Origin of the sequence: Streptantibioticus parmotrematis (assembly GCF_019890615.1) — a bacterium.
GTDB classification, from domain to species: domain Bacteria; phylum Actinomycetota; class Actinomycetes; order Streptomycetales; family Streptomycetaceae; genus Streptantibioticus_D; species Streptantibioticus_D parmotrematis.
Window position 1 is genome coordinate 79,078 of sequence record NZ_JAINVZ010000025.1, and the last position, 21,129, is coordinate 100,206.

The following is a 21,129-nucleotide window of genomic DNA, read 5'->3' on the forward strand; positions in this document are numbered from 1 at the left end:
CTCCTTGAGGCGGCTTGGGGATGGTTTATTGCTTCTTGAATCACTGATTCATGCAGCTGGGATGGTTAGGATCTCACGGGTAGGCGTGTTTGAACCCAAGAATTCCCTGATCCTCAGTCGGTGGGGTCCGCTGCCAGTTGCAAGATCAGTAGCAGTACGCCCCTGTCCGCCAACGCCCGCCGGCGTCCGTACCCTGGGCTGACCAGCGTGGACGGACGCCGACGGACCCCACCGGACTACGGTCGGCTTGCTCGTAATGCGTAGGTCAAGGGTTCGATTCCCTTAGGCGGCTCCACAGAGGCCCAGGTCATCGATTTTCGCATCGGGGATCTGGGCCTTTCTCGTCGTGGCAAACGGGTGCTGGCGGGGTCATCCACCTACTCGAACAGCTCGAGGCCCACGACGCCGGACAGCGCTGCGGCGATGGCGAGCCGCTGGGGTGAGGACGCCGCCCACAGCACGAAGAGCGCGAGGCCGCGCACCGGCAGGACGGACATCCGGAACGCGACGGGGACGGCTTCGCCGGTCGCCGACCACGCGCGGGTGAAGTGCGCGGCAGGCCGGACGGAGACGCCACTGATCTCGACGGCGGTCGGCGCCTGCCTCCGCAGGTGACGCCTCCCGTCCTTCACCCGCACCAGTTCGGTCGTGTGCGGAGTCACGATGCGTTCACCACCTCGGAGACGAAGAAGCTGGACTGGTTGAAGGCGCGCCACTGGTCGCGGCGCTTGCCGTTCAGGAGCGCTGTCTCTGGCCCGACGCCTTGCCGCGTCAACAAGTGGCCAGTGCCTCGGAGAGTGAAATCCTCAATGTCTATCCGCACCGCTGGGCGGTGCCCAGGGACGCCTGGGGACGTCTCTTCGAGACGGCGGGGCACGAGATCGGCGTGCTGGTCTACAGCGGGCTGTTCCTCGCGGAGGACGCCGGCGTTCTGCGCACCTTCGCCGACAAGGCCGAGACGGGTGTCCGCGTGCGCGTCCTGCTCGGCGATCCGGACAGCGCCCACGTGGCGAACCGCGGTGCCGACGAGGGCATTGACGACGCGATGGCGGCGAAGATCAGGAACGTGATGGTGCTGTACGACCGGGCGTTGGGCGGTGCCGATGGCGTCGAACTCCGCCTGCACGACACGGTGCTCTACAACTCCGTCTACCGCGCCGACGATCAGCTCCTCGTCAACACCCATGTGCACGGCTTCGGCGCCTCCCACGCCCCCGTATTGCACCTCAAGCGCATCCCGGGCGGGGAGATGGTGAACACCTACGTCGAGAGCTTCGACCGCATCTGGGCACAGGCGAAGCCCGTGCACCCGTGAACCACACTTCTTAGGACTCCTATGGCATCGAGGATCGACTACTTCGACGACCCCAGGGCACCGAAGGCCAACAGCCTGGTGCCGTCCGCCAACGTCGTGGTGCTCAACGAGCGCGACGAGATCCTGATGATCCGCCGCAGCGACAACGACAATTGGGCCGTGCCCGGCGGTGCGATGGACCTGGGCGAATCGCTGCCGGACACTGCCGTGCGCGAGTGCGAAGAGGAGACCGGCATCCGCTGCGAAATCACCGGCCTGGTCGGTATCTACACCGACCCGCGCCACGTCATCCTCTACACGAGCGACGGCGAGTGCAGGCAGGAGTTCTCAGTCGTGTTCACGGCGCGAGCGGTCTCCGGCACGCCGACCCCGAGCAGTGAGTCCCGAGAGGTCGAGTGGGTTTCGGTTGAGCGGGCGGCGGGCTTGCAGATGGACCGGTCGATGCGCAAGCGCCTCGATGACTACCTGGCAGGTCTGGACGCCCCGCACCTTGGCTGACTAGCGCTTCGCCGCCCGCGCGTGAGCCAGCCTCGCGGCGACCGCGTGCGAGGCGGACGTCAGGGTGGGCGCGGCGCGGGTGATCGACCGGGTGACCACGTGATCGGGCCCGTAGCGGGAGAGGATCTCCTTGATCCGTTCCTCAGTGGTGGTCTGTCCGCCGTGAGGCGTCGTGGTCATGTCGCAGTAGATCAGCGCTTGGACGAGTGCCTCGCCCTCGACGGCGAACTCCGAGGCCAACTCCTCATCAAGGGATCGCTCTTCCGCCTCGATCAGTGCGCACGAGTGGTGAGCGACGAGATCGCACAGGCGCCGATCGGCATGGATGGTGTCCCTCAAGTACCTTGCACCGTCGAGTGGATGGAACCCGGGGGCTGAATCGCCTCCGGCTCGCCCACGGCCGTGAACGTTGAACAGCCGGTCTGCGGTGGGGCCGGGCCAGTGGGGTACTGCCCGGCCCCCCTGCGTGCCCAGGGCAACGGCCGTTCCCGTGGTCAGCCCGCACCGCGCCGGCCCGTGAAGCGCACCCGACCCGGAAGGAGCAGGAGCAGAAGGCTCCAGTACTGCAGCGCCGGTACGGCGAGGGCGACGGCGAACGCGACGACCGTGGCGATGACGTTGACGCAGCTGTCGGTGTACAGGTACGCGGTCCTCCGGCGGGTCTCTTCCTCATCCCCCTCGACCATGTCCGGGTTGCCCTTGAGGATCTTCAGCATGGCCAGTCGGCACACCATGCCGACCAGGAGCACCGCGTAGTAGAACGACGCCACGAACCGGTCGCGGCCGCCGAAGGCGCCGATCATCTCCGTCGGGAGCGGGAGCAGCACGACCGACAGCAGCCATCCCATGTTCCACACCGTCAGGGAACGGGTGACCTCCTGGACCGTCGAGAAGGCCCGGTGGTGCTCCCGCCAGATGTTCGCGATGACCGCGAAGCTGAGCAGAAAGCCCCAGAACTGGTCGAGATGACCGGTGATCACCTCGCCGGCGCGCTCGTGGGCGGACGCGGCCTCGGGGACGAGGTCCACCAGCGGTAGAACCAGCAGGGTGATGGAGATCGCCGTCACCGCATCGGTGAACAGCACCAACCGCTCCCCCGAGACACCCCCCTCGATCCTGTCCGGCGCGGGAGCCGACGGCTCTTCGAGGTCGCTCCGTCCCGTTCCGGTCTCGTCGACGACGTCTCTGGCACTCACGTGTGCGCACCTCTCCTGGGTCTGCCCACCGCACCTGCCGTCGCCGAGGCGCGGGTGGTCGAGTGTTCGGATGATCAGTGGGTTGTGCAGGTTCGATCTCGGGGGAGCCCTTTGCTACGAGCGTGTCCGCCGACAACTCGGCCGGTCGGACCTTTTCCGCCGTCAGTCGTGGGGTGCGAGGAGGTCGAGCAGGAGCCGGGCGAAGCGGTCGGGTTCGCGGAGGGGCAGTGCGTGGCAGGCGTCGGGAACGTGGACGGTACGGATGCCCGCCTGGTCCCAGACCGTCCGGCCGGCGGCTTCGTCGAAGATCTGGTCGCCGTCGGCGATGACAGCGGTGATACGCGCGCGGGTCTCCGCGCCGAGCGTCGAGAGGAAGGGCCGGAAGTCGATGAGGTATCGCAGTACCGCGGCCACCGACTCGGCCGGTGTGGCCTCGGCGACGGCTGCGACGCGTTCGAGTGCGTCGGCGTCGATGGAGGTGTCGTCGGCGCGGTTCGCAAGGATGCGGCGGGCGAAAGCCGTGCCGGCGTGCGCGGCCCCGGCGAGGGCCTGAACACCTTCGAGTGTGATGAGCCCCGCGGCGGGATCACCGGGCGGCACCGGGCCGATGACGTTGGGCGCGCAGGCGAGGACGGCGGCTTCCGCCTGTGCGAGCCCGCCGTGGGTGTACAGCCAGGACTGGACGACACCGGCGCCGAAGGACCAACCGACCAGGATCGGTGACGCCAGGCCTGCCACCACCGTGTCCAGGTCGCGTGACCAGAGATCCGCGCCGGCGGCAGGCCCGTCCGCCGTGAGCAGCTCCGGCTTGAGAACGGTGTCGGAACGACCGTGGCCGCGCAGATCGAACGCTATCAAGCGATAACGGTCGGCGAGTCCGGGAGCGGCCATCACCCCTTCCCACGCCTGGCACGAACTGCCGAGTCCATGGACGAAAACGATGGGGCGTCCGTCCGGCCGGCCTTTTTCGACGACATTGATGCGCACGCCGTCTTCGGTCGTCACGTAGGGCATTTCAGGTCTCCATATATAGAACGAGTACGAGGGTGACGGCCTCGCGCGGTCGGACGTCTCGGGGCCGTCGACGGTACGGAGCACGGCCGGCCTCCGGCAGGGACACGGGCAGCGCGAGGCCAGGCCGGGATCTGTCCGGGCAGGGCGCCCGGGGGAGCCCAGGCCATGGAGGGCATCCGCAAGACCTGCGTCGACGGCGGCTACCGCGGGCATCCCACCGAGTCGTCGTGCGCCGCCCGTTCCGACAGGCCGAGGCCGATGTACCGGTCGATCGTGGGGTCGGTCACCCGGCCGTTGCTTCTTCGGTGGCGGCTGCCGCCTTCTCCAGGATCGCCGGATCGAACAGCGTGCCGGGGTGACGCAGCATGTACGACACGTTGTTGAATGCTCCTGACACGTCCGCGTCGACGAGGGCAGCACGGACGATCTGTTCCATGGCGCGGCGCTGCTGCCGCACTTCCTCGGGTACCTGGGTGCCGTTCTCGGCGTCGATGCGGGCGGCGTCTCCTCCCGCGGATACGGCCCAGGCGGCGTCGACGACGACCTGCTGAAGGCGGAAGAACCCGGTGGCCGCCTGGTCGAGGTCGGCGCCGCTGTCGAGGTAGGAGGCCAGGCAGGAGGCGTGCAGGGCGGCGGAACTCATGCCCTGGCCGTAGACCGGGTTGAACGACGCCACGGCGTCGCCCGTGCTGACCAGCCGCGCCGGGAGGCGGCCGGCCTCGGTGAAGTGGCGTCGCCTGCTTTCGGCCTGGTGGTATGTCACCACCTCGCGGGTGACGTTGTTGCTGGTGACGTCGCTGAAGATGGGGGGCAGCGCGGCGCACTGGGCGCGGAACTCGTCGATGGTCCTGCCGGGCCGGTGGTCTCCGTAGCCCATCAGCATGACGAGCCACTGTTGTCCTTCGATCGCGGTCGCCGCCGCGACGGACACTCCGCCCGACGGGTACCGGGGTGTGAACAGTTGCAGCACGGTCGCCGCGTCCAGGTCCGGGAGTTTCGCCGGGCGCTCGAAGAGGGCGGTCGCGTAGTTGACGGGGGTTTGCAGCCGTTCGAGCGGGGGCTGGTCGTAGCCGTCCTGCTCGAGCCAGTGCGAGAGCCTGCTGGAGCGTCCCATCGCGTCCACGACGAAGTCCGCCGCGAGGACCCCCTCCGCCCGCTCTCCCCGCTCTGCCTGACCGCCTGTTCCGGTCTCGGCGTAGCGCACGCCGGTGACGGCGCCGTCGTCGTAGCGCAACCCGGTCGCCCGCGCCCGCAGGACCGAGACGTGGGGCAGGGCGGTGACCCGGTCCCGGACTAGGGTTTCCAGCAGGGGACGTCCGATGGCGAGGAATTGGTGGTCCACGCCGTCCGGGACCTGCGGGGTGTCGTCGTAGCCGACGAACTGCTGGTCGGGTCCGACGAGTGACGCGCCCCGGTCCTGTGCCTCCTGGGAGACGCCGGGAAGCCACCGTTCGATCCACAGGCGGCCGGCGGGCAGCAGCGTGTGCACCTGCTGGTCCTGCGGTACTCCGGGGCGCGACCCGGCCGTGGCCGCTGTGTCGTCGGGTTCGATGATGACGACGTTGCGTGCGCGGTCGGAGAGCACCCGTGCCGCGAGGAGTCCCGCGATGCTCCCGCCCATCACGCACGCCGTGTCGAACAGGACAGGTGCGTCGTGCCGCGGCTCGGCGCCGACGAGGCTTTCGAAAAGGGTCACCACGGATTCGGACACCGAGGACTCCAGTCGGAGAGTGGAACGGACCTGGACCGACGGATCAGCGCCCAGGCAGCTGGAAGCAGGACCCGGAGGTCCGGCGAGGCCCGCTCGTCCCGGGGGAAGGCGGGAAGCACTCGCTCATGCTCACCGGGCCCGAACGCCGGAGACCAGTACCGGTCGGCCAAGTACGTGGTACTTCCGTGCCACCCGAGGGCGCACGGTGTGCCCGGCCCGGGGGTGGTGGGCCGGGGAGGAGTAGCGTTGCTCCGGATGAGCACCGAAGTGAGCGCGTCCCCTTGGCGGGTCGGGGATCCCTCGACGCCCGTGGTCGACATCACCGTGCCGTACGCGAACGAGAACCGGGACCGCGTGCTGCTCGGGGAGTGGCGGCGGCAGGGCGGTGAGCGGGTGCCGGCGCCGCCCATGCGGCTGCCGCGGCACGGCGCAGGGACGTACCGCGCTCGCATCTGGAAGCAGAACCTGCTCGACTTGTTCCTCGAGGACCAGTACAGCGACGCGGTCGCGGGCGGCACCGGCGGCCCGGGCGGGCACCTGGAGGACCGGATCGTGACGAGCGTGACGCTCAGCGGTGAGTGGCGCTTCGCCACCGGGGGGCAGCGCGCCACGGCGGCGGCCGGAATGGTGTGCGTGCGCAGGAACGAGGACCCGTGGGACTTCGAGATCGCCCGGGGCACCCGGGCGATCACCCTGGTCCTTCCCGCGAGCGAGATCCGCTTCCCGTCGAACACGCGGGCGGTCACCGCGGAACAGGGCTCGCCCGCCGCGGCCCTTCTGCTCGCCCAGCTCCGTCTCTGGGCGGAACTGGCGGACGGACTCGGTGCCGCTGCCGCGGGTGCGGCCCGCAACGCGACTCTGGAGCTGTTCAGAGGGCTGATGAACGACCAGGTCATCGATGACGCGGAGTTCGCACCGGCGCTCCTCAGGGCGGCGATGGACCACATCGAGCCCCGGCTGCTCGCCGACCCCGACCTCAGTCCCCGGGGGATCGCGGCGGCCCTGAACGTGTCCGTCCGCACCCTTTACCGCGCGTTCGGTCAAGGGGGCACGTCGCCGGTCATGGGATATGTACGGGAACGCCGTCTCGAACGCGCCAGGGCGGAGCTGACCTCGACACGCCTGACGGTGTCCGAGATCGCCGCTCGCTGGCACTTCGCCGACAGCAGCCATTTCGTCAAGGCGTACAAGAAACGATTCGCCGAGACTCCCAGCGCATGGCGGTAGGACTTTCCAGTTGAGAGGTGTGGTGGTCCCTGCTTCCGGTGGGCGGGTCGTCGTCCGCCTGGCGCAGGTCTGGCATCACGAGGCCGGTGCCGGGGTGGCCACCGTCGGCAACGATCATGTTCACGCGGACAGTGGCTTTCGCGCAGCGAAAGCGGACGTCGAGGAAGTGGGGTCAGGGAGCCGGGCGGTCCGGGCCGCAGGTCGTTGAAGACTCGGCTCACGCAGCGGCGTACAAGTCGGAGGTTCGCGTGGAGCAGGGAGTGCACCGGTCGGCTCACGCGGGGAGCGACGACGTTGCTGCTGTCACTGCCGGTGTTGTTCCCGGTAGAGATCGCGAGGACTCGTCGACTTGTAGGTTCACAACAGGTGGCGTGGCGGGCAGCCCGAGCGTGTACTGCCTGTGACGCAGTCTTCTCAGCGGGGCCTTCTGGCGGTCCGAGAGCGTATGGACCGGTGGACAGCCGGTGGACAGACGCCTTTGGACGGGGCGGCGCAGGGCGGCACAGCTCAACCTGGTGCACCTGTCCTGATCAGGTAAAACGTAACGGCCTGGCACCACGCGGCACCGGGCAACTCGATCGCTCGCGGTCTCGTAATGCGTAGGCCAAGGGTTCGATTCCCTTAGGCGGCTCCGAAGGACCCCAGGTCAGATAGCCCCTGACCTGGGGTTTTGTGTTGCCCGGAGGTAACGGGTCACGCGGCCGGGGACACGGGATGGTTTGCGTGAGAGGAGCGGGCTCGGCCCTACCTCTTGGCTTTCCTTTGCCGGACCTTCTTGCCGTCGGCTTGGGCCTTCTTGGCGCGCTTGGCCTTCTCCGCCTCGGTCTTGCGTTGGAGCCGGACCAGCTTCGCGGTGGCCTCCACCACGTCCTTCGTGACCTCCGGGAGACGCTCCGGTGGATGTCGCGCGTGATCTGAGTATCCCTGTGCCGAGCATGTCGGACACCAGCTTCACGTCTCCCCCCGTCGCACTTCGTGCGCACCGCATTCGTACAGCGCTCGCACGGACGGTACGGCGTCATCGAGGTCCCCGGCCTCGTGGAAGGGGGTGCCGGGCAACGGATCGAGGTGCATCACGCCGAGGCATGCCTTGCCCGGGCGGGGCGAACGGCCTTTGCCCGCCTTGTCGTTGACAACCTGACTCAAGGGATCACCTCGTATACTACGCGTTATGCGTCTCTACCTTTCTTCTTTTCGCATCGGGAATCGTCCCGAGGAATTGCGGCGCCTGCTCGGTGGTCGCACGCGCGCGGCTCTCGTGATGAATGCCTACGATTTCCAGGACGCGGACACCAGGGCCGCTTCCACAGAACGGGAGATCGCGCAACTGCGATCCGTGGGCCTGGCGCCCGAGGAACTCGACCTCCGTGAATTCTTCGACGGCGGAAACGCGCTCAGGAAGACCCTGGAGAACGTCGACCTGGTCTACATCCGCGGCGGCAACACCTTCGTCCTGCGCCGTGCCCTGCGGCACAGCGGCGCCGACGCGCTGCTCCAGGAGCTCCTGGCCGCCGACCGCCTGGTCCTCGGCGGTTACAGCGCCGCCGCGTGCATCGCCGGCACCACCCTGCGCGGCATCGCCGGCCACGTGGACGACCCCGAGCACCTTCCCGAGGGCTACCCCGAGGGCCCCGTGCTGTGGGACGGGCTCGGCCTGCTGTCCTTCGCGGTCGCGCCGCACTACCGCTCCGACCACCCGGAGTCCGACGAGATCGAGGAGACCGTGCGGCACTACATCGACCATCACGAGCCCTTCGTGGCGCTGCGGGACGGCCAAGCGATCGTGGTGGACGGCGACGACGTGCGGGTGGTCGGCTGAAACGCGGGACCGGTGGCGGACTGGGCCGCGTTACAGAAACTCCGCAAGGACCCTTGCCTGCGCTTCAGTGATACGGACCGCATTCTGCCCAACTGGCTGAGCAGCCAGTCCGAGCGGCAGCAGCGGGAAGCGTCGCTCAACGCTATTCCGCCGGAGGTCGGCCGTTCGGCGCCTCGGTGAATTCAGCGGCTCGACAATTCGGTGCCTCGGTGATTCGGCGGCTGGGCTGCTCGGTGACTCGGCGGCTCGGGCGGCCGTTCGGCGGCGTGGCGACCCGTTGGCTGGTTGGCCCGGTGTTCCGGCGGCCTCCGCTGCGACTTCCCCCTGCGGCCCCTGAGATCTCTGGGACCGCTGAGACCGCTGAGGGCTCCTCCGGCTTCCTCCCGCCAACTACCATACGGACATGGTGACTTGTCCAGAGGGGCATCGTTCCGAGTCGGAGGACTACTGCGACACGTGCGGTCTACCCGTCGACGGGGGCCGGGCGCCGGACGGGACCGCCGGCGGGGCGGGCTGGTCCGTCGGCCATCGCGAGACCGGCGCCGCGGGCCACTCGCTGCCGTCCGTCCGGCCCGCCTACGAACTGCCCGCCGTCGAGTCCGCCTCCGCCGCGCTGGAGCGGGGCTCCGAGCCCGGGCTGATCAACGAACTCATCACGGGCGGTGCCGTCGCCGCCAGCTTCACCGCTGCCGCGTCCGTGGCCAAGGCGCGGATCGAGGCCACCACCCAGCGCCGCAAGAACGAGCTCGACGCCGAGGTCCGGCGCGAGCAGATCGCCTCCCAGGAACGCCAGGCCGTCGCGCACGAGCGCGGCGAGACCACCAGGGCCAGGCTGGGCGGGGGCGGTACGCCGCCGCCCGTCACCCCCACCGACACCTGAGACCGCCTCACCGCGCCGGAGCGACCTCCGCCGTGCCCGACGCCCGCTCTCGGCGCGGCAGGAGCAGCGGGGTCGCGAGGAACAGCACGCCCGCCAGCGCCAGCGCCGTCCGGGGCGAGGTGGCCGACGCCAGCACGCCCCACAGCGCGGTCGTCGCCGCGATGGCAGCGCTGGTGCTGACCGACCACGCCGACAGCGTCCGGGCCACCCGGTCGGGCGCGGTGCGGGCGAGGCGGTACGTGGCCAGCACCGGGTTGAACACCCCGCAGCACGTCACCAGTCCCAGCTGGCAGACGATCACCACCGCCATCCCCGCCGCCCCGGGCCGCACGAACGCCAGGCCGACGAGCCACACCGCCCGCCCGGCCCCGGCCCAGAGCATCACCTTGTGCTGCCCGAACCGCGTCACCAGCCGGTGCGCCATCCGCGACCCGATCAGCCCGCCCACGCACGGCGCCGCGAACGCGAGACCGTACTGCCAGGGGGCGAAGCCCAGCCGGCCCAGCAGGAGCACGGCGAGCGGCGGTTCCGTCGCCATGATCAGGCCGTTGGAGAGCATGGCGTTGAAGAACAGCGGGCGCAGCGCGCTGCTGGCCAGGACGTAGCGCCAGCCCTCCAGCAGCTCGCCGACCCGCGCCCGGGCCCCCGCCGCCCGCTCCGGGACGGCCGGCCTCTCCTCGCTCCCGCCGATCGCCCTGATCCCCACCGCCGACAGCAGATAGCTGACCGCGTCCGCGATCACCGTCGTCGCCGGGCCGAACAGCGCGATCGCCGCGCCGCCGAGCGGCGGTCCGACCACCGTGGAGGTCCACGTCGTCGACTCGAAGCGGCCGTTGGCGATCAGGAGGTCCTCCGGCGGCACGAGGGACTTCAGGTACGCGCCGCTCGCCGCCTTGGACGCGATGTTGGCCGCCGCGACGACGACCGAGACGACGAGGAGCTGGACGAAGCCGAGGCACCCGAGCGCGTACGCGACCGGGACGCTCGCCATCGTGGCGAACCGCGCCAGGTCCGTCGCGATCATCACCGGCCGCTTGCGGCGGAACTCCACCCACGGCCCCAGCGGCACCGCGAGCAGCGCCCCGGCCGCCCGGCCCGCCGCGGACAGCGCCGCCACCTGGGCCGGACCCGAGTGCAGCACCAGCACCGCGATCAGCGGGAACGCGCCGAAGCCGAGCCCTGAGCCGTACGAGCTGACCGCGAACGCCGCCCACAGCCATCCGAACCGCCGCCCCAGCGACCGCCGCCGCCCGCCCGTCACGCCCAACGCGATCCTCGTCCCGTTCCCGACCCGCTCCACACCGACCCCGGCATCCAAGCGGGCACGGGCCCCGGCGGGCAAACAACCGCCGGGCCGGGTCGGCACAACCGATCGTTGTGCGGATAGCGTGGGTGACGTGGACCTCGACGCCGTGCGCACCTTCGTGGCCGTCGCGCGGGCGGGGCGGTTCCAGGACGCCGCCGTCGAGCTGTCGGTCACCCAGCAGGCGGTCTCCAAGCGGGTCGCGGGGCTGGAGAAGGCGCTCGGCGTGCGGTTGTTCACCCGCACCCCGCGGGGCACCCGGCTCACGCTCGACGGGCAGGCGTTCCTGCCGCACGCCCGCGAGTTGCTGCGGGCCGAGGCGCGGGCTCTCGCCTCGGTGCGGCCGGGCGGCCGCGCGCTGCGGGTCGACGTGATCGGGCGGCGGCTCGGCCCGGCCGGTGTCCTGCACGACTTCCACCGCGCGCACCCCGACGCCGAGCTGGACGTCGTGACGCTGCCGGACTCCGACGCGGCGGTCGAGGCCATCGCCTCCGGCGCCGTCGACGCGTCGTTCCGCGCCGTCACGATGCCCGGTCGCCGCCTGCCCGACGAGGTCCGGGCGGTGCGGGCCTTCGACGAGCCCGTCGAGCTGCTGGTCGGCCCGGCGCACGCGCTGGCCGCCGCCCGCGCGGTCACCCCCGCGGAACTGGCCGGGCACCGCATCTGGATGCCGGGCCTGGTGCCCGGCACCGAGTCGACCGCCTACTACGCCGACCTGGCCGACGCGTTCGGCCTGACCATCGAGATCACCGGCCCCGACTTCGGCACCCAGCCGCTGCTGGACACGCTCGCGGGCTCCGGAGCCCTGGCGACGTTCGTCGGTGAGCGCACCCGCCTGGTCTGGCCCGCCGAGCACGGGCTGCGGCGGCTGCCGGTGCGCGACCCGGCGCCGGTCTACCCGCACTCCCTGCTGCGGCACCGCGACAACCCGCACCCGGCCCTCGCCGCGCTCGACGCCCACCTGCGCTCCACCCGCCCCGGGCACGACGACGCCGCGACGTGGACGCCGGGGTGGACCCTGGCGTGGGACTAGCCATGGTTCCGGTCGTCAGGCGTTGACGTGCTGGGTGAGGAAGAACGCCGCGCGGGCCAGCGCCTCGTCGGCCTCGTCCAGGACGCCCGCGAACGCCTGGAAGACATGCGGGACGTCGGCGGTGACGTCCAGGATCACGTCGACCCCGGCGTCCCGCGCGCGGTCGGCGAGGCGGGTGGAGTCGTCCAGCAGCAGTTCGTCGGTACCCACCTGGAGGAGCATCGGCGGGAAGCCGGTCAGGTCGGCGAGGGTCGCCGGGGTGAGCAGTTCCTGGCGCGGGTCCTGGCCCGCCAGGTACATCGACCCGGTGTGCGCCAGCCGTTCGCGGGTGAAGATCGGGTCGGCCTCCGCCTTCGTCGTCATGCTGGCGCCGGTGCGGGTGGCGTCGAAGCCGCCGGAGAACGTCACGATCGCCGCGGGCAGCGGCAGGCCCGCCGCCCGCGCGCTCAGGCAGGTCGTCACGGACAGCCCGCCGCCCGCCGAGTCCCCGGCGAACGCGATCGTGGCCGGGTCGGTCCCGCGTTCCAGCAGCTCCCGGTAGGCGCTCAGGCAGTCCTCGATCGCCGCGGGGAAGGGGTGCTCGGGCGCCAGCCGGTAGTCCGGTGAGAAGGCCCGGAACCCGGTCGCGGCCACCAGGTTGCCGGTCAGCGACAGCGCGGTGCGCGGGGAGCCGAAGACGAACGCGCCGCCGTGCAGGTACAGGATCGTCCCCGGGCGCGGTTCTCCTTCCGGCTCCACGAGGAGCGCGGCGCGACCGCCCAGGGTGACGTCCGTGGTGCGGAGGGCGTCGGGGACGATCATCCGGTCCATCAGGGCCGCGAACCCGGTGCGCAGCTCCTGCGGCGACAGAAGCCCCTCGGGCTGCGGCTGCCGCATCATGGCGTCGATCGCGGCGCGTTGTTCTCTGCTCATGTCGGTCTCCCACAGTGGTCACGGGTACGGGCGAGGGCTCGGCGGTACGCGCGGTCGCCGGAGCGACCGCGGTCGCGGCTGCCGAGTGGATGCCAGTACACTATATGCCGTGGCATATAAATCAAGCGATCAGCCGGCCGGCCTTCCGGAGCTCTTCTCCGACCTGGTCCGGTGCGAGACCCGTCTGTACAACGCGCTCAACGACCGGCTGCGCGAGCGGCACGCGATCGTGACCTCGCAGTTCGAGTTCCTGCGCCACCTGCGCGACCACCCCGGGTCCCGGGTGGCCGACGTCGCCGCCGCGTTCGCGATCGGCATCGGCGCGACGAGCAAGGGCATCGACCGGCTGGAGCGCGACGGATGGGTGGCCCGGCGGCCGAATCCGGCCGACCGCCGCTCGTCGCTGCTGGAACTGACCGGCGAGGGACGGGAGTTGGCGGACGCGGCGGAGGCGACGTTCACCGAGCGCCTGACGGAACTGCTCGGCGACGTGTTCGGCACCCCCGGCGGGGCGGCCGTCGCGCAGGTCTTCGCCACGTTGCGCGCCGCGCTGGAACGCGACCGGATCGGCCTGCCTACCGGATGAGCGCTCCGCCACGCGTCCGCGTCCGCCCCCTCGCGCAGCGCCGTCACGGCCGTCCCCAGCTCCTGTTCGGCCTCCTCGAACCGCCCCCGGGCCGCCGCGACCCGGCCGAGTTGTAGCCGCCCGGCGGAACGGGACCGCGCCCGGCCGGGGTAGGCATCGTCGGCGGTGGGTGCGAACGACCGGCGGGGGCGACGACGGGACGACGGAGGCGCGCGTGAGCGGAGACGGGGAGACGACGCAGGGGCGCGTGCGCGGTGACGGCGAACGGTGCCTGGTCACCGGGGCCACCGGGTACATCGGCGGACGCCTCGCGCCCCAACTGCTCGCCGCCGGGTACCGGGTGCGCTGCCTCGCGCGCTCCCCGGAGAAGCTGCGCGACCACCCCTGGGCCGGCCAGGCCGAGATCGCGCGCGGCGACGTCACCGACGCCCGGGCCGTGGCCGAGGCCATGCGGGACGTGGACGTCGCGTACTACCTGGTGCACGCGCTCGGCACCGGCAGCGACTTCGAAGAGACCGACCGCCGCGCCGCCCGGATCTTCGGGGAGCAGGCGCGGGCGGCCGGGGTCCGCCGGATCGTCTACCTCGGCGGACTGACCCCGGCGGGCGTGCCCGAACGGGAGCTGTCCCCGCACCTGCGCTCGCGCGCCGAGGTCGGCCGCGTCCTGCTGGACAGCGGCGTGCCGACCGCCGTCCTGCGGGCCGCGGTCATCATCGGCTCGGGCTCCGCCTCCTTCGAGATGCTGCGCTACCTCACCGAGCGGCTCCCGGTCATGGTCACCCCCAGCTGGGTCGGCACCCGCATCCAGCCGCTGGCCGTACGCGACGTGCTGCGGATCCTGGTCGGCTGCGCGCGGCTGCCCGCCGACGTCAACCGCACCTTCGACGTCGGCGGGCCCGAGGTGCTGACGTACCGCGAGATGATGCGCCGGTACGCGGCCGTGGCGGGGCTGCCGCGGCGGCTGATCCTGCCGGTGCCGGTGCTCACCCCGGGGCTGTCCAGCCACTGGGTCGGGCTGGTGACACCGGTGCCCGCCTCCATCGCCCGGCCGCTGACCGAGTCGTTGCGGCACGAGGTCGTCTGCCGCGAGCACGACATCGCCCGCTACGTGCCCGACCCGCCGGGGCACCCGCTCGGGTTCGACGAGTCGGTCCGCCTCGCGCTGCGGCGGGTGAAGGAGGCCCAGGTGGCGACCCGGTGGTCGTCGGCGGCGGTGCCGGGCGCGCCGAGCGACCCGCTGCCGACCGACCCCGACTGGGCGGGCGGCAGCCTCTACACCGACCGCCGCGCGCTGACCGTCGACGCGCCGCCCGCCGCGCTGTGGGACGTCATCGAGGGCATCGGGGGCGACAACGGCTGGTACTCCTTCCCGCTCGCCTGGGCGGTACGCGGCTGGCTCGACCGGCTGGCGGGCGGGGTCGGGCTGCGCCGGGGGCGGCGGGACGCGGCACGGCTGCGGGTCGGCGACTCGCTGGACTTCTGGCGGGTGGAGGAGATCGAGCCCGGCCGCCTGCTGCGGCTGCGCGCCGAGATGCGGCTGCCGGGCCTGGCGTGGCTGGAGATGCGCTGCGACCCGGGCGCCGGAGGCCAGGGTGACGGAGGCCAGGGTGACGGTGCTTCCGAGGGAGCGCGCCGCTCCCGCTACCGGCAGCGTGCCGTCTTCCATCCGCGCGGACTGCTCGGCCACGCCTACTGGTGGAGCGTCTCGCCGTTCCACACCGTGGTGTTCGGCGGCATGGCCCGCAACATCGCCCGCGCGGCACACGACCGGGCCCGCGCCACCGGGAGCGGTCCGCGTCCGGGGCGGTGACGCGGCACCCGCGGGCGGCGAACCGTGTTCAGGACGGGGGCTGTCCGCGAGGCGCCGTATCGTCCAGGCCATGACCGCTCGCCCCTCCCTCACCGACGCCCAGCGCCGCGTCCGGCTCGTCCGGCGGCACCTGCTCGTCCCGCCGCTGCGCGCGGACACCGTGGAAGCCGTCGCCGACGCCGTCGTCGCGCTGCACTCCTCCGACCCGGCCACGGTCTACCTGTCGGCCGGGGCGCGGCTCGCCCGCCCGGGCGCGGCGGAGGTGGACCGGGCGCTGTACGAGGACGTGACGCTGGTGAGGCTGCTGGCGATGCGCCGCACCCTCTTCGCGGTCACCGAGGACTTCGCGCCGCACGTCAGCGCGGGCGCCGCCCGCCCGGTCGCGGCGCGCGAACGGGCCACGCTGCTCAAGCACTTGAGGGAGCACGCCGAGGGCTGGGACGAGGCGCGGCTCGCGCGGACCCAGGAACGGGTGCTCGCCGCCCTCGCCCGGCACGGCGAGGCGACCACGGCCGAACTGGCGCAGGACGTACCGGAGTTGCGCGAGACGATGCTGATGGCGCAGGGCAAGCCGTACGAGGCGCGGCAGAGCGTCGGCAGCAGGCTGCTGCGGCTGCTGGCCTCCGACGGGCACGTGCGCCGGGCGCGGCCGCGCGGTTCGTGGACCAGCAACGTCCACCCGTGGGCGCCGGTGCCGCAATGGCCCGAGGTGCCGGCGGCGCGGGCGCGGGCGGAGATCGTCCGGCGGTGGCTCGCGTCGTACGGCCCGGGCACGGAGGCGGACGTGAAGTGGTGGACCGGCTGGACGCTGCGCGACACCCGCGCCGCGCTCGCCGACCTGGGCGCCGTGGAGACCGGCGCGGGCTACGTCCTGCCCGGCGACGAGGAGCCGGACGCCGAGGTGGAGCCGTGGGCGGCGCTGCTGCCCGCGCTCGACCCGACGGCGATGGGCTGGCGCGGCCGCGACTGGTACCTCGACCCGGACCACGTCCCCGCGCTGTACGACCGCGCGGGCAACGTCGGCCCCACGGTGTGGTGGAACGGCCGCATCGTCGGCGCCTGGGCCCAGCGCCCCGACGGCACGATCGCCTGGCGCACGCTGACCGACGCGGGCCGTGAGGCGCAGCACGCCGTCGAGACGGAGGCCGCCCGCCTGACGGCCTGGCTGGACGGCAAACGGGTCACCCCTCGCTTCCGCACGCCCCTGGAGAGGGAGCTGGCGGCGTGAGCGCGGTAATCGCCTTCGGCTCCGGGTGCCGGTCCTCAGGGCTCGGCGCGTTCCGGCCCGTCGTCGTCCAGCAGGTGCAGGTCCGGGTTGGGCTCCAGGAGGAACGGATTGCCCTCGGGGTCGCGCATGAGCAGACCGTCCTCGAACTCGCCGACGATCTCGGCGCCCTGGGTCACCAGGAACGCGGCCTCGTCCTCGACACTGCGGATCAGCGGCTGGGCGACGACCCGCATGGCGGGCGTCTCGGCCAGCACGAACTGCTTGGGCGTGTCGAGGTGCAGGTGGTTCCAGAACCGGACGATCCGTGACAGGTCGACTGCCTCGATCCGTAACATCGCTGCCTCACAGCCCCGATGCGCAGTCGTACAGGCGGAAGCTGCCGTCGGCGGCTCTGCCGTAGGCCCTCGCCGGGACTCGGGTGCAGTTGGACTTGACCCACTTCGTGGCGGGGGTGGACGGGCGCTGGGTGGTCAGCAGGGCGAAGCGGAGCTGGTGGGAGGAGACCAGCGAGGCCAGCTGCGGTGCCGTGGGGAACGGCGTCAGGCCCGTGAAGCCGCCCATCACCAGCATCGGCTGCGCCGTGTCGCGCAGCAGCGGTTCCGCGGAGTACGCGGCCTGCGTGGCGACCAGGTACTTCGCGCCCGAGCGGTTGGCCTGGAGGTAGCCGAGCAACTGGCGGTCGCGCTGGTCGGGGGCGTCCAGCGCGGTCGTGTCGACCTTGGCCTGCCCGTCCTTCAGCTCGAAGTACGCGGTGCCGACCGGCCCGGCCAGCGGTGAGGTCGGCGAGCCCGCGTACACCGGGTCGAGGCAGGACAGCGACCACGCGGCGGGCGCCAGCAGCGTCGCCGCGAGCCCCGCGCCCAGCGCGCCGAGCACCCCGCGGCGGGTGGTGCGCGGCCCGCGGATCCACAGGCCCAGCGCGCCGCACACCCCGAGCATCAGCACGATCGGCAGCGTCCAGCGGGAGAACCCCGGGTGCGGTTCCTCCAGCACCGTCGCCCACACCGCGCTCAGCGCGATCGCCGCGGGCAGCGCGGCGCGGCGCGGCCCACCGGTCTGGTACTGCTCCCACATCAGGGCGACCCCGCCGCCCGCCAGCGCGGCCAGCGCGGGCGCCAGCACGATGGTGTAGTAGCCGTGGTTGCCGTTGGAGAGGCTGAAGACCAGGACGTGCATCACCAGCCAGCCGCCCCACAGCACGAACCCGGCGCGCGACGCGTCGGTGCGCGGCTCGCCCCGGCGCCACCGCACCCCCAGCACCAGCGCCAGCACCGCCAGCGGCAGGAACCAGGCGATCTGCGGGCCGACCGTGTGGTTGACCAGCATCGTCCAGCCGGTGTTGCCGGTGGTGCGGCTCGCCGCGGTGCCCGCGACGGCGCCCAGCGCGTTGGGGTTGCCGCCGAAGCGGCTCAGGCCGTTGTAGCCGAAGACCAGCGTGAACGGGTTGTTGTTGGTGGTGCCGTCGAGGTACGGGCGGCTGCCCGCCGGGGTCGCCCACACCATCAGCAGCCACGAGCAGGACACCAGCAGCGCCAGCGCCCCGGCCGCCACCAGCCGTGTGATCCGCCGCACCGCGCTTCCCGGCGCGGCCAGTTGGTAGACCAGCGCGATCGCGGGCAGCACCAGCCAGGCCTGGAGCATCTTCGCCTGGAACGCGAGGCCGATCCACACCGCGCAGGTCAGCAGCGGCGCCCAGCCGCCGGTGCGCACCGCCTTCTGCGCGGCGCCCGCCGCCAGCACCAGCAGCAGCGTCAGCAGCGTGTCGGGGATGTCGTGCCGGGTCAGCACGACCGCGACCGGAGTGAGGGCGAAGACCGCCGCGGCGAAGACCGCGCCGAGCGGGCCCGCCCAGGCGCGGACGATCCGGTGCAGCAGGAAGACGGTCGCCACGCCCTCGATCACCTGCGGCAGCGCCACCGCCCACAGGTGCGGCCCGAAGACCCGCACCGACAGCGCCTGCGGCCACAGGCCCCCGGGCAGCTTGTCGATCGTGATGGAACCGCTGACGTCCACGCCGCCGTAGACGAACGCGTGCCAGCTCGCCGCCATCGACCGCACGGCCGCCGCGTAGTACGGGTGGACCGCGGCGTGGCCCATGCCCCACGCGTACAGCACGGTGGCCAGCAGCAGGACGCCGGCGAGCGCGGGACGCTCCCACACCGGCGCGGGCTGCCGCGGCGCGGCCGGCTCCGGCGCGGCGGCCCGCCTGCGCTCGCCGCCGGGGCGGGCGCGGCGGCGGCCCCGGTCGGCGGCGCGACGGTCGGCCGCGCGACGGTGACCGGGACGGGGGTCCGGGACGGCGGTGCCGGTGTCCGAGGCGGGTGCCTCGGAGGCGGGCGCGATCCGCGCGGTCGGGAAGTCGCCGGGTGTCGAGGGGAGTTGGGTCGTGGCGAAGTCGCCCGGCACCGGCGGGAGTTGGGCCGTGGCGAAGTCGCCGGGGGGCGTGGTGAAGTCCCCCGGGGCCGGGGTGACGTCACGCGGGCCCCGGGAGGAGGAGCGTCGACGGCGGGAGTTGGTCACAGGCGACGCGCCACCCTCAGTCCTGCGGCGTAGAAGCCGGTACCGTCAAGACGGGCCACGCCCGCCTTGTCGCCCATCGTCGGCCCGTTGGCCTGCGAGCGGCTGGAGTAGAAGCGGGGATGGCCCTCGTTGTCGATACCGAGGTACATCCCGCAGTGGTCGACGGTGATCGGCTTGCCGATGTTGATGGCGAAGAAGACCAGGTCGCCGGGTTGCAGCATGCTGATGTCGGCCGGCCGGCTGTTGGTGTCGGGGATCAGCACCACACCCGGGGCGTACTTGGCGATGGCGTAGGCCCGCCGGGGCAGCCCGGTCCCCGGATCGTTGGTGTCGTGCATCGGGTAGCCCATGCGGTAGCCCCACAGCAGCCGCATGAAGCCTGAGCAGTCCACGTCGCCGAGGCGCTCCTTCTCCGGCGTGACGTGCGTGCCGTCGGGGAAGGTCCACGGGATGCCGAGGTAGTCGTAGAAGTCGGACTTCTCGTCCCGGGAGTGGAAGGAGTCCTCCGACTCACCGGGCACCCGGGGGCCGAAGTTGGCGTCGCCCGCGTAGCGCAGCCCGTTCTTGTACTTCGACGGCGCGCCGTCACCGTACTCGAAGGCCGTCATCAGCACGTCGGGGCTGCGGTCGGCGAGGGTCGCGGGGAACCACGAGTGGAACCACGAGGTGTTCTCCCGCCCGCGCGACCACTCGGTGGACATCAGCCGCACCCAGGCGGTGCTGTGCACCACGGCGTCGGTGGTGCGCGGCTCGCTGAAGGTGCGCTGCGGGCCGCTGAGCAGCGCGGTGCGGGCGCCGTCGGTGAACGTCGCCAGCAGGTTGCCGGAGGCGTCGCGCACGACGGTGCGGTCGGGCGAGGTGACGCGTTCGAAACGGTAGCCGCCGGTCGGCACGGCGCTGGGCGACCCGCTCTCGTGCTGCGGCACCGCGTCGTCGGGCCCGCCGCTGCCACTGGCCCGGTCGACCGCGTAGAGGCCGACCGCACCGGCCGCCACCGCGCCCGCCGCGCCGCCCAGGAGGGCGCGGCGACTGGGACGACGGCGCGGCCGACCGTGTCTGGTCGGGTCCTGTTGCATCTCGGGGACTCCTCGGTACTCGAAGTCGCTTGGTCAGGAGGTGGGCAGCGCGCCGAGCAGCAGACCGGCGGCGAGCACCACGTACGCGCCGAGCGTCACCGCGGTGGTGGCGATGGCGGTCGCGGCCATGGGCTGGCGCACCAGCTGGTAGGCGATCAGGCCGGGCACGATGAAGCCGAGCGTCTGGGTGGTGTAGAGCAGCGGGAACTCGTGCTGGAGCGCGAGCATCACGGTCGCCTGGAGCAGCACCGCGGTCAGCACGACGGCCGCGAACAGCCGCTTGCCGTACAGGATCACGTTGCGCTGGAGCAGCTTGGTGGCGAAGAAGGTCAGCGCGGTCACGCCGATCATCAGCGCCGCCATGCCCGCGTCGGTGACCAGCGTCAGCGCCAGCCAGCCGGGGGTGATCATGCCGCCGGGGGAGAGGTTGGTGGTCAGGTAGCAGATGAGCGAGAAGACCAGGCCGAGGGAGATGCCCAGGGCGGCGACCTCGGGCGTGACGTTGGCGGGGATCACAGCGGCTTCCTCAGCGAGTCGTACGGGTGGTCGGGGTCTGCGGCGCGGGGCGCCCGCTGAACGGGGACGTGCGGCGCCTGGTCGTGCGGCGGCTGGTCGTGATGCGCCCGGTCGTGCGGCGACGGTTCGTGCGGCCCGCGGTCGTACGGCGACGGTCCGTGGCCCGGCGGGTCGTCGGGCACCGGCGGCAGGGCCGCGGTCGGCGCGTCCTGGGGCGGCCCGTATCCGGCGGCGGCCTGGCCGCCGTAGCCGCCGTCGTAGCCCCAACCGCCTTGCGCGGCGCCCTGGTCGAGCGTCTCGTAGCCGACGTGGTCCCACTGGCCGGGGTAGGGCTGGTGGACCTGCTGGTCGTAACCGCCGTGCGGCGCGGGGCTGTCCAGCGGCGCGACCCAGCTGTACGGCTCCGGCTCGGGCGGGCGGGCCACCGCCATGGTGCCGGTGTCGGCCTCGGTGCCGTCCGGCGCCAGCAGCGGGGCGTCCTCGCT

The 21,129-nt window shown here is 72.2% G+C and carries 22 protein-coding genes and 1 pseudogene; 10 read left to right on the forward strand and 13 right to left on the reverse strand.

Features of this window, described 5'->3' with window-relative positions:
* Positions 1 to 377 precede the first annotated feature (377 nt).
* Complete coding sequence (locus K7472_RS27320) at positions 378 to 662, reverse strand: hypothetical protein (protein ID WP_222981240.1); 285 nt, start codon at positions 660 to 662, stop codon at positions 378 to 380.
* A gap of 116 nt (positions 663 to 778) precedes the next feature.
* Between K7472_RS27320 and K7472_RS27325 the strand changes: the two genes are divergently transcribed.
* The gene (locus tag K7472_RS27325) at positions 779 to 1,315 is read left to right on the forward strand and encodes an XRE family transcriptional regulator (RefSeq protein ID WP_222981241.1); all 537 of its coding nucleotides are present in this window, start codon (positions 779 to 781) and stop codon (positions 1,313 to 1,315) included.
* Between the two features lie 21 nt (positions 1,316 to 1,336).
* Positions 1,337 to 1,813, forward strand: a complete 477-nt coding sequence (locus K7472_RS27330) for an NUDIX hydrolase (protein ID WP_222981233.1) — start codon at positions 1,337 to 1,339, stop codon at positions 1,811 to 1,813.
* Here the strand turns inward: K7472_RS27330 and K7472_RS27335 are convergent, their stop codons facing one another.
* The 4 genes from K7472_RS27335 to K7472_RS27350 form a co-directional block, all read right to left on the reverse strand.
* Positions 1,814 to 2,152 (reverse strand): metal-dependent phosphohydrolase, encoded by a 339-nt coding sequence (locus K7472_RS27335; RefSeq protein ID WP_222981242.1) that lies wholly within the window; start codon positions 2,150 to 2,152, stop codon positions 1,814 to 1,816.
* Positions 2,153 to 2,307: 155 nt separating this feature from the next.
* Positions 2,308 to 3,009 carry a TMEM175 family protein gene (locus K7472_RS27340; protein WP_308014110.1) on the reverse strand — a complete coding sequence of 234 codons (702 nt, stop codon included), beginning with the start codon at positions 3,007 to 3,009 and terminating at the stop codon, positions 2,308 to 2,310.
* Positions 3,010 to 3,171: 162 nt separating this feature from the next.
* Complete coding sequence (locus K7472_RS27345; protein ID WP_222981243.1) at positions 3,172 to 4,236, reverse strand: alpha/beta fold hydrolase; 1,065 nt, start codon at positions 4,234 to 4,236, stop codon at positions 3,172 to 3,174.
* A 70-nt stretch (positions 4,237 to 4,306) separates the two neighbouring features.
* Positions 4,307 to 5,719, reverse strand: a complete 1,413-nt coding sequence (locus tag K7472_RS27350) for an FAD-dependent oxidoreductase (protein WP_308014111.1) — start codon at positions 5,717 to 5,719, stop codon at positions 4,307 to 4,309.
* Between the two features lie 270 nt (positions 5,720 to 5,989).
* Between K7472_RS27350 and K7472_RS27355 the strand changes: the two genes are divergently transcribed.
* Positions 5,990 to 6,961, forward strand: a complete 972-nt coding sequence (locus tag K7472_RS27355; RefSeq protein WP_222981244.1) for a helix-turn-helix domain-containing protein — start codon at positions 5,990 to 5,992, stop codon at positions 6,959 to 6,961.
* Between the two features lie 744 nt (positions 6,962 to 7,705).
* Here K7472_RS27355 and K7472_RS33285 read toward each other — a convergent pair.
* Positions 7,706 to 7,828, reverse strand: a complete 123-nt coding sequence (locus tag K7472_RS33285; RefSeq protein WP_289679265.1) for a hypothetical protein — start codon at positions 7,826 to 7,828, stop codon at positions 7,706 to 7,708.
* Between the two features lie 394 nt (positions 7,829 to 8,222).
* Between K7472_RS33285 and K7472_RS27360 the strand changes: the two genes are divergently transcribed.
* The 3 genes from K7472_RS27360 (at position 8,223) to K7472_RS27365 (ending at position 9,660) form a co-directional block, all read left to right on the forward strand.
* Complete coding sequence (locus K7472_RS27360; protein ID WP_252396320.1) at positions 8,223 to 8,780, forward strand: Type 1 glutamine amidotransferase-like domain-containing protein; 558 nt, start codon at positions 8,223 to 8,225, stop codon at positions 8,778 to 8,780.
* A gap of 12 nt (positions 8,781 to 8,792) precedes the next feature.
* Complete coding sequence (locus tag K7472_RS33870) at positions 8,793 to 8,960, forward strand: hypothetical protein (RefSeq protein ID WP_504740138.1); 168 nt, start codon at positions 8,793 to 8,795, stop codon at positions 8,958 to 8,960.
* Between the two features lie 223 nt (positions 8,961 to 9,183).
* Complete coding sequence (locus tag K7472_RS27365; protein ID WP_222981245.1) at positions 9,184 to 9,660, forward strand: hypothetical protein; 477 nt, start codon at positions 9,184 to 9,186, stop codon at positions 9,658 to 9,660.
* Positions 9,661 to 9,667: 7 nt separating this feature from the next.
* On the opposite strand, the gene K7472_RS27370 is transcribed toward K7472_RS27365, so the two are convergent.
* Positions 9,668 to 10,921 carry an MFS transporter gene (locus K7472_RS27370; RefSeq protein WP_222981246.1) on the reverse strand — a complete coding sequence of 418 codons (1,254 nt, stop codon included), beginning with the start codon at positions 10,919 to 10,921 and terminating at the stop codon, positions 9,668 to 9,670.
* A gap of 136 nt (positions 10,922 to 11,057) precedes the next feature.
* Here K7472_RS27370 and K7472_RS27375 point away from each other — a divergent pair, with 136 nt between their 5' ends.
* Positions 11,058 to 11,996, forward strand: coding sequence for a LysR family transcriptional regulator (locus K7472_RS27375; protein ID WP_222981247.1), 939 nt, complete (start codon positions 11,058 to 11,060; stop codon positions 11,994 to 11,996).
* A gap of 15 nt (positions 11,997 to 12,011) precedes the next feature.
* Here K7472_RS27375 and K7472_RS27380 read toward each other — a convergent pair whose 3' ends face one another.
* Positions 12,012 to 12,908 carry an alpha/beta hydrolase gene (locus tag K7472_RS27380; protein ID WP_222981248.1) on the reverse strand — a complete coding sequence of 299 codons (897 nt, stop codon included), beginning with the start codon at positions 12,906 to 12,908 and terminating at the stop codon, positions 12,012 to 12,014.
* Between the two features lie 109 nt (positions 12,909 to 13,017).
* On the opposite strand from K7472_RS27380, the gene K7472_RS27385 reads away from it, so the two are divergent.
* From K7472_RS27385 to K7472_RS27395, 3 genes are all read left to right on the forward strand, one after another.
* Positions 13,018 to 13,494 carry a MarR family winged helix-turn-helix transcriptional regulator gene (locus tag K7472_RS27385; RefSeq protein ID WP_308014112.1) on the forward strand — a complete coding sequence of 159 codons (477 nt, stop codon included), beginning with the start codon at positions 13,018 to 13,020 and terminating at the stop codon, positions 13,492 to 13,494.
* A 214-nt stretch (positions 13,495 to 13,708) separates the two neighbouring features.
* Positions 13,709 to 15,304: an SDR family oxidoreductase gene (locus K7472_RS27390; protein WP_308014113.1), complete on the forward strand. Its 1,596-nt coding sequence runs from the start codon at positions 13,709 to 13,711 to the stop codon at positions 15,302 to 15,304.
* 70 nt (positions 15,305 to 15,374) lie between these two features.
* A complete protein-coding gene (locus K7472_RS27395) occupies positions 15,375 to 16,532 on the forward strand; it encodes a winged helix DNA-binding domain-containing protein (protein WP_222981250.1) in 1,158 nt (385 codons plus the stop codon).
* 35 nt (positions 16,533 to 16,567) lie between these two features.
* Here the strand turns inward: K7472_RS27395 and K7472_RS27400 are convergent, their stop codons facing one another.
* From K7472_RS27400 to K7472_RS27420, 5 genes and pseudogenes are all read right to left on the reverse strand, one after another.
* Entirely contained in the window at positions 16,568 to 16,867 is a 300-nt protein-coding gene (locus tag K7472_RS27400) for a hypothetical protein (RefSeq protein ID WP_222981251.1), read from the reverse strand.
* Between the two features lie 7 nt (positions 16,868 to 16,874).
* The gene (locus K7472_RS27405) at positions 16,875 to 19,052 is read right to left on the reverse strand and encodes an ArnT family glycosyltransferase (RefSeq protein WP_308014114.1); all 2,178 of its coding nucleotides are present in this window, start codon (positions 19,050 to 19,052) and stop codon (positions 16,875 to 16,877) included.
* Complete coding sequence (locus tag K7472_RS27410; protein WP_222981252.1) at positions 19,049 to 20,128, reverse strand: NlpC/P60 family protein; 1,080 nt, start codon at positions 20,126 to 20,128, stop codon at positions 19,049 to 19,051. The genes K7472_RS27405 and K7472_RS27410 overlap by 4 nt, the downstream gene beginning before the upstream one ends.
* 33 nt (positions 20,129 to 20,161) lie before the next feature.
* A complete protein-coding gene (locus K7472_RS27415; RefSeq protein WP_109448799.1) occupies positions 20,162 to 20,644 on the reverse strand; it encodes a poly-gamma-glutamate biosynthesis protein PgsC/CapC in 483 nt (160 codons plus the stop codon).
* A pseudogene (locus K7472_RS27420) lies at positions 20,641 to 21,129 on the reverse strand (hypothetical protein); the annotation flags it as partial. The pseudogene K7472_RS27420 and the gene K7472_RS27415, both read right to left, overlap by 4 nt.

What these genes read in the sequence shown, in the direction of transcription:
- K7472_RS27330 (WP_222981233.1), top strand. Translation starts at nt 1,337, where the DNA reads ATGGCATCGAGGATCGACTACTTCGACGACCCCAGGGCACCGAAGGCC.
- K7472_RS27360 (WP_252396320.1), top strand. Translation starts at nt 8,223, where the DNA reads ATGAATGCCTACGATTTCCAGGACGCGGACACCAGGGCCGCTTCCACA.
- K7472_RS27345 (WP_222981243.1), bottom strand. Translation starts at nt 4,236, where the DNA reads ATGCCCGCGGTAGCCGCCGTCGACGCAGGTCTTGCGGATGCCCTCCAT.
- K7472_RS27400 (WP_222981251.1), bottom strand. Translation starts at nt 16,867, where the DNA reads ATGTTACGGATCGAGGCAGTCGACCTGTCACGGATCGTCCGGTTCTGG.
- K7472_RS27410 (WP_222981252.1), bottom strand. Translation starts at nt 20,128, where the DNA reads ATGCAACAGGACCCGACCAGACACGGTCGGCCGCGCCGTCGTCCCAGT.
- K7472_RS27355 (WP_222981244.1), top strand. Translation starts at nt 5,990, where the DNA reads ATGAGCACCGAAGTGAGCGCGTCCCCTTGGCGGGTCGGGGATCCCTCG.
- K7472_RS27380 (WP_222981248.1), bottom strand. Translation starts at nt 12,908, where the DNA reads ATGAGCAGAGAACAACGCGCCGCGATCGACGCCATGATGCGGCAGCCG.
- K7472_RS27365 (WP_222981245.1), top strand. Translation starts at nt 9,184, where the DNA reads ATGGTGACTTGTCCAGAGGGGCATCGTTCCGAGTCGGAGGACTACTGC.
- K7472_RS27395 (WP_222981250.1), top strand. Translation starts at nt 15,375, where the DNA reads ATGACCGCTCGCCCCTCCCTCACCGACGCCCAGCGCCGCGTCCGGCTC.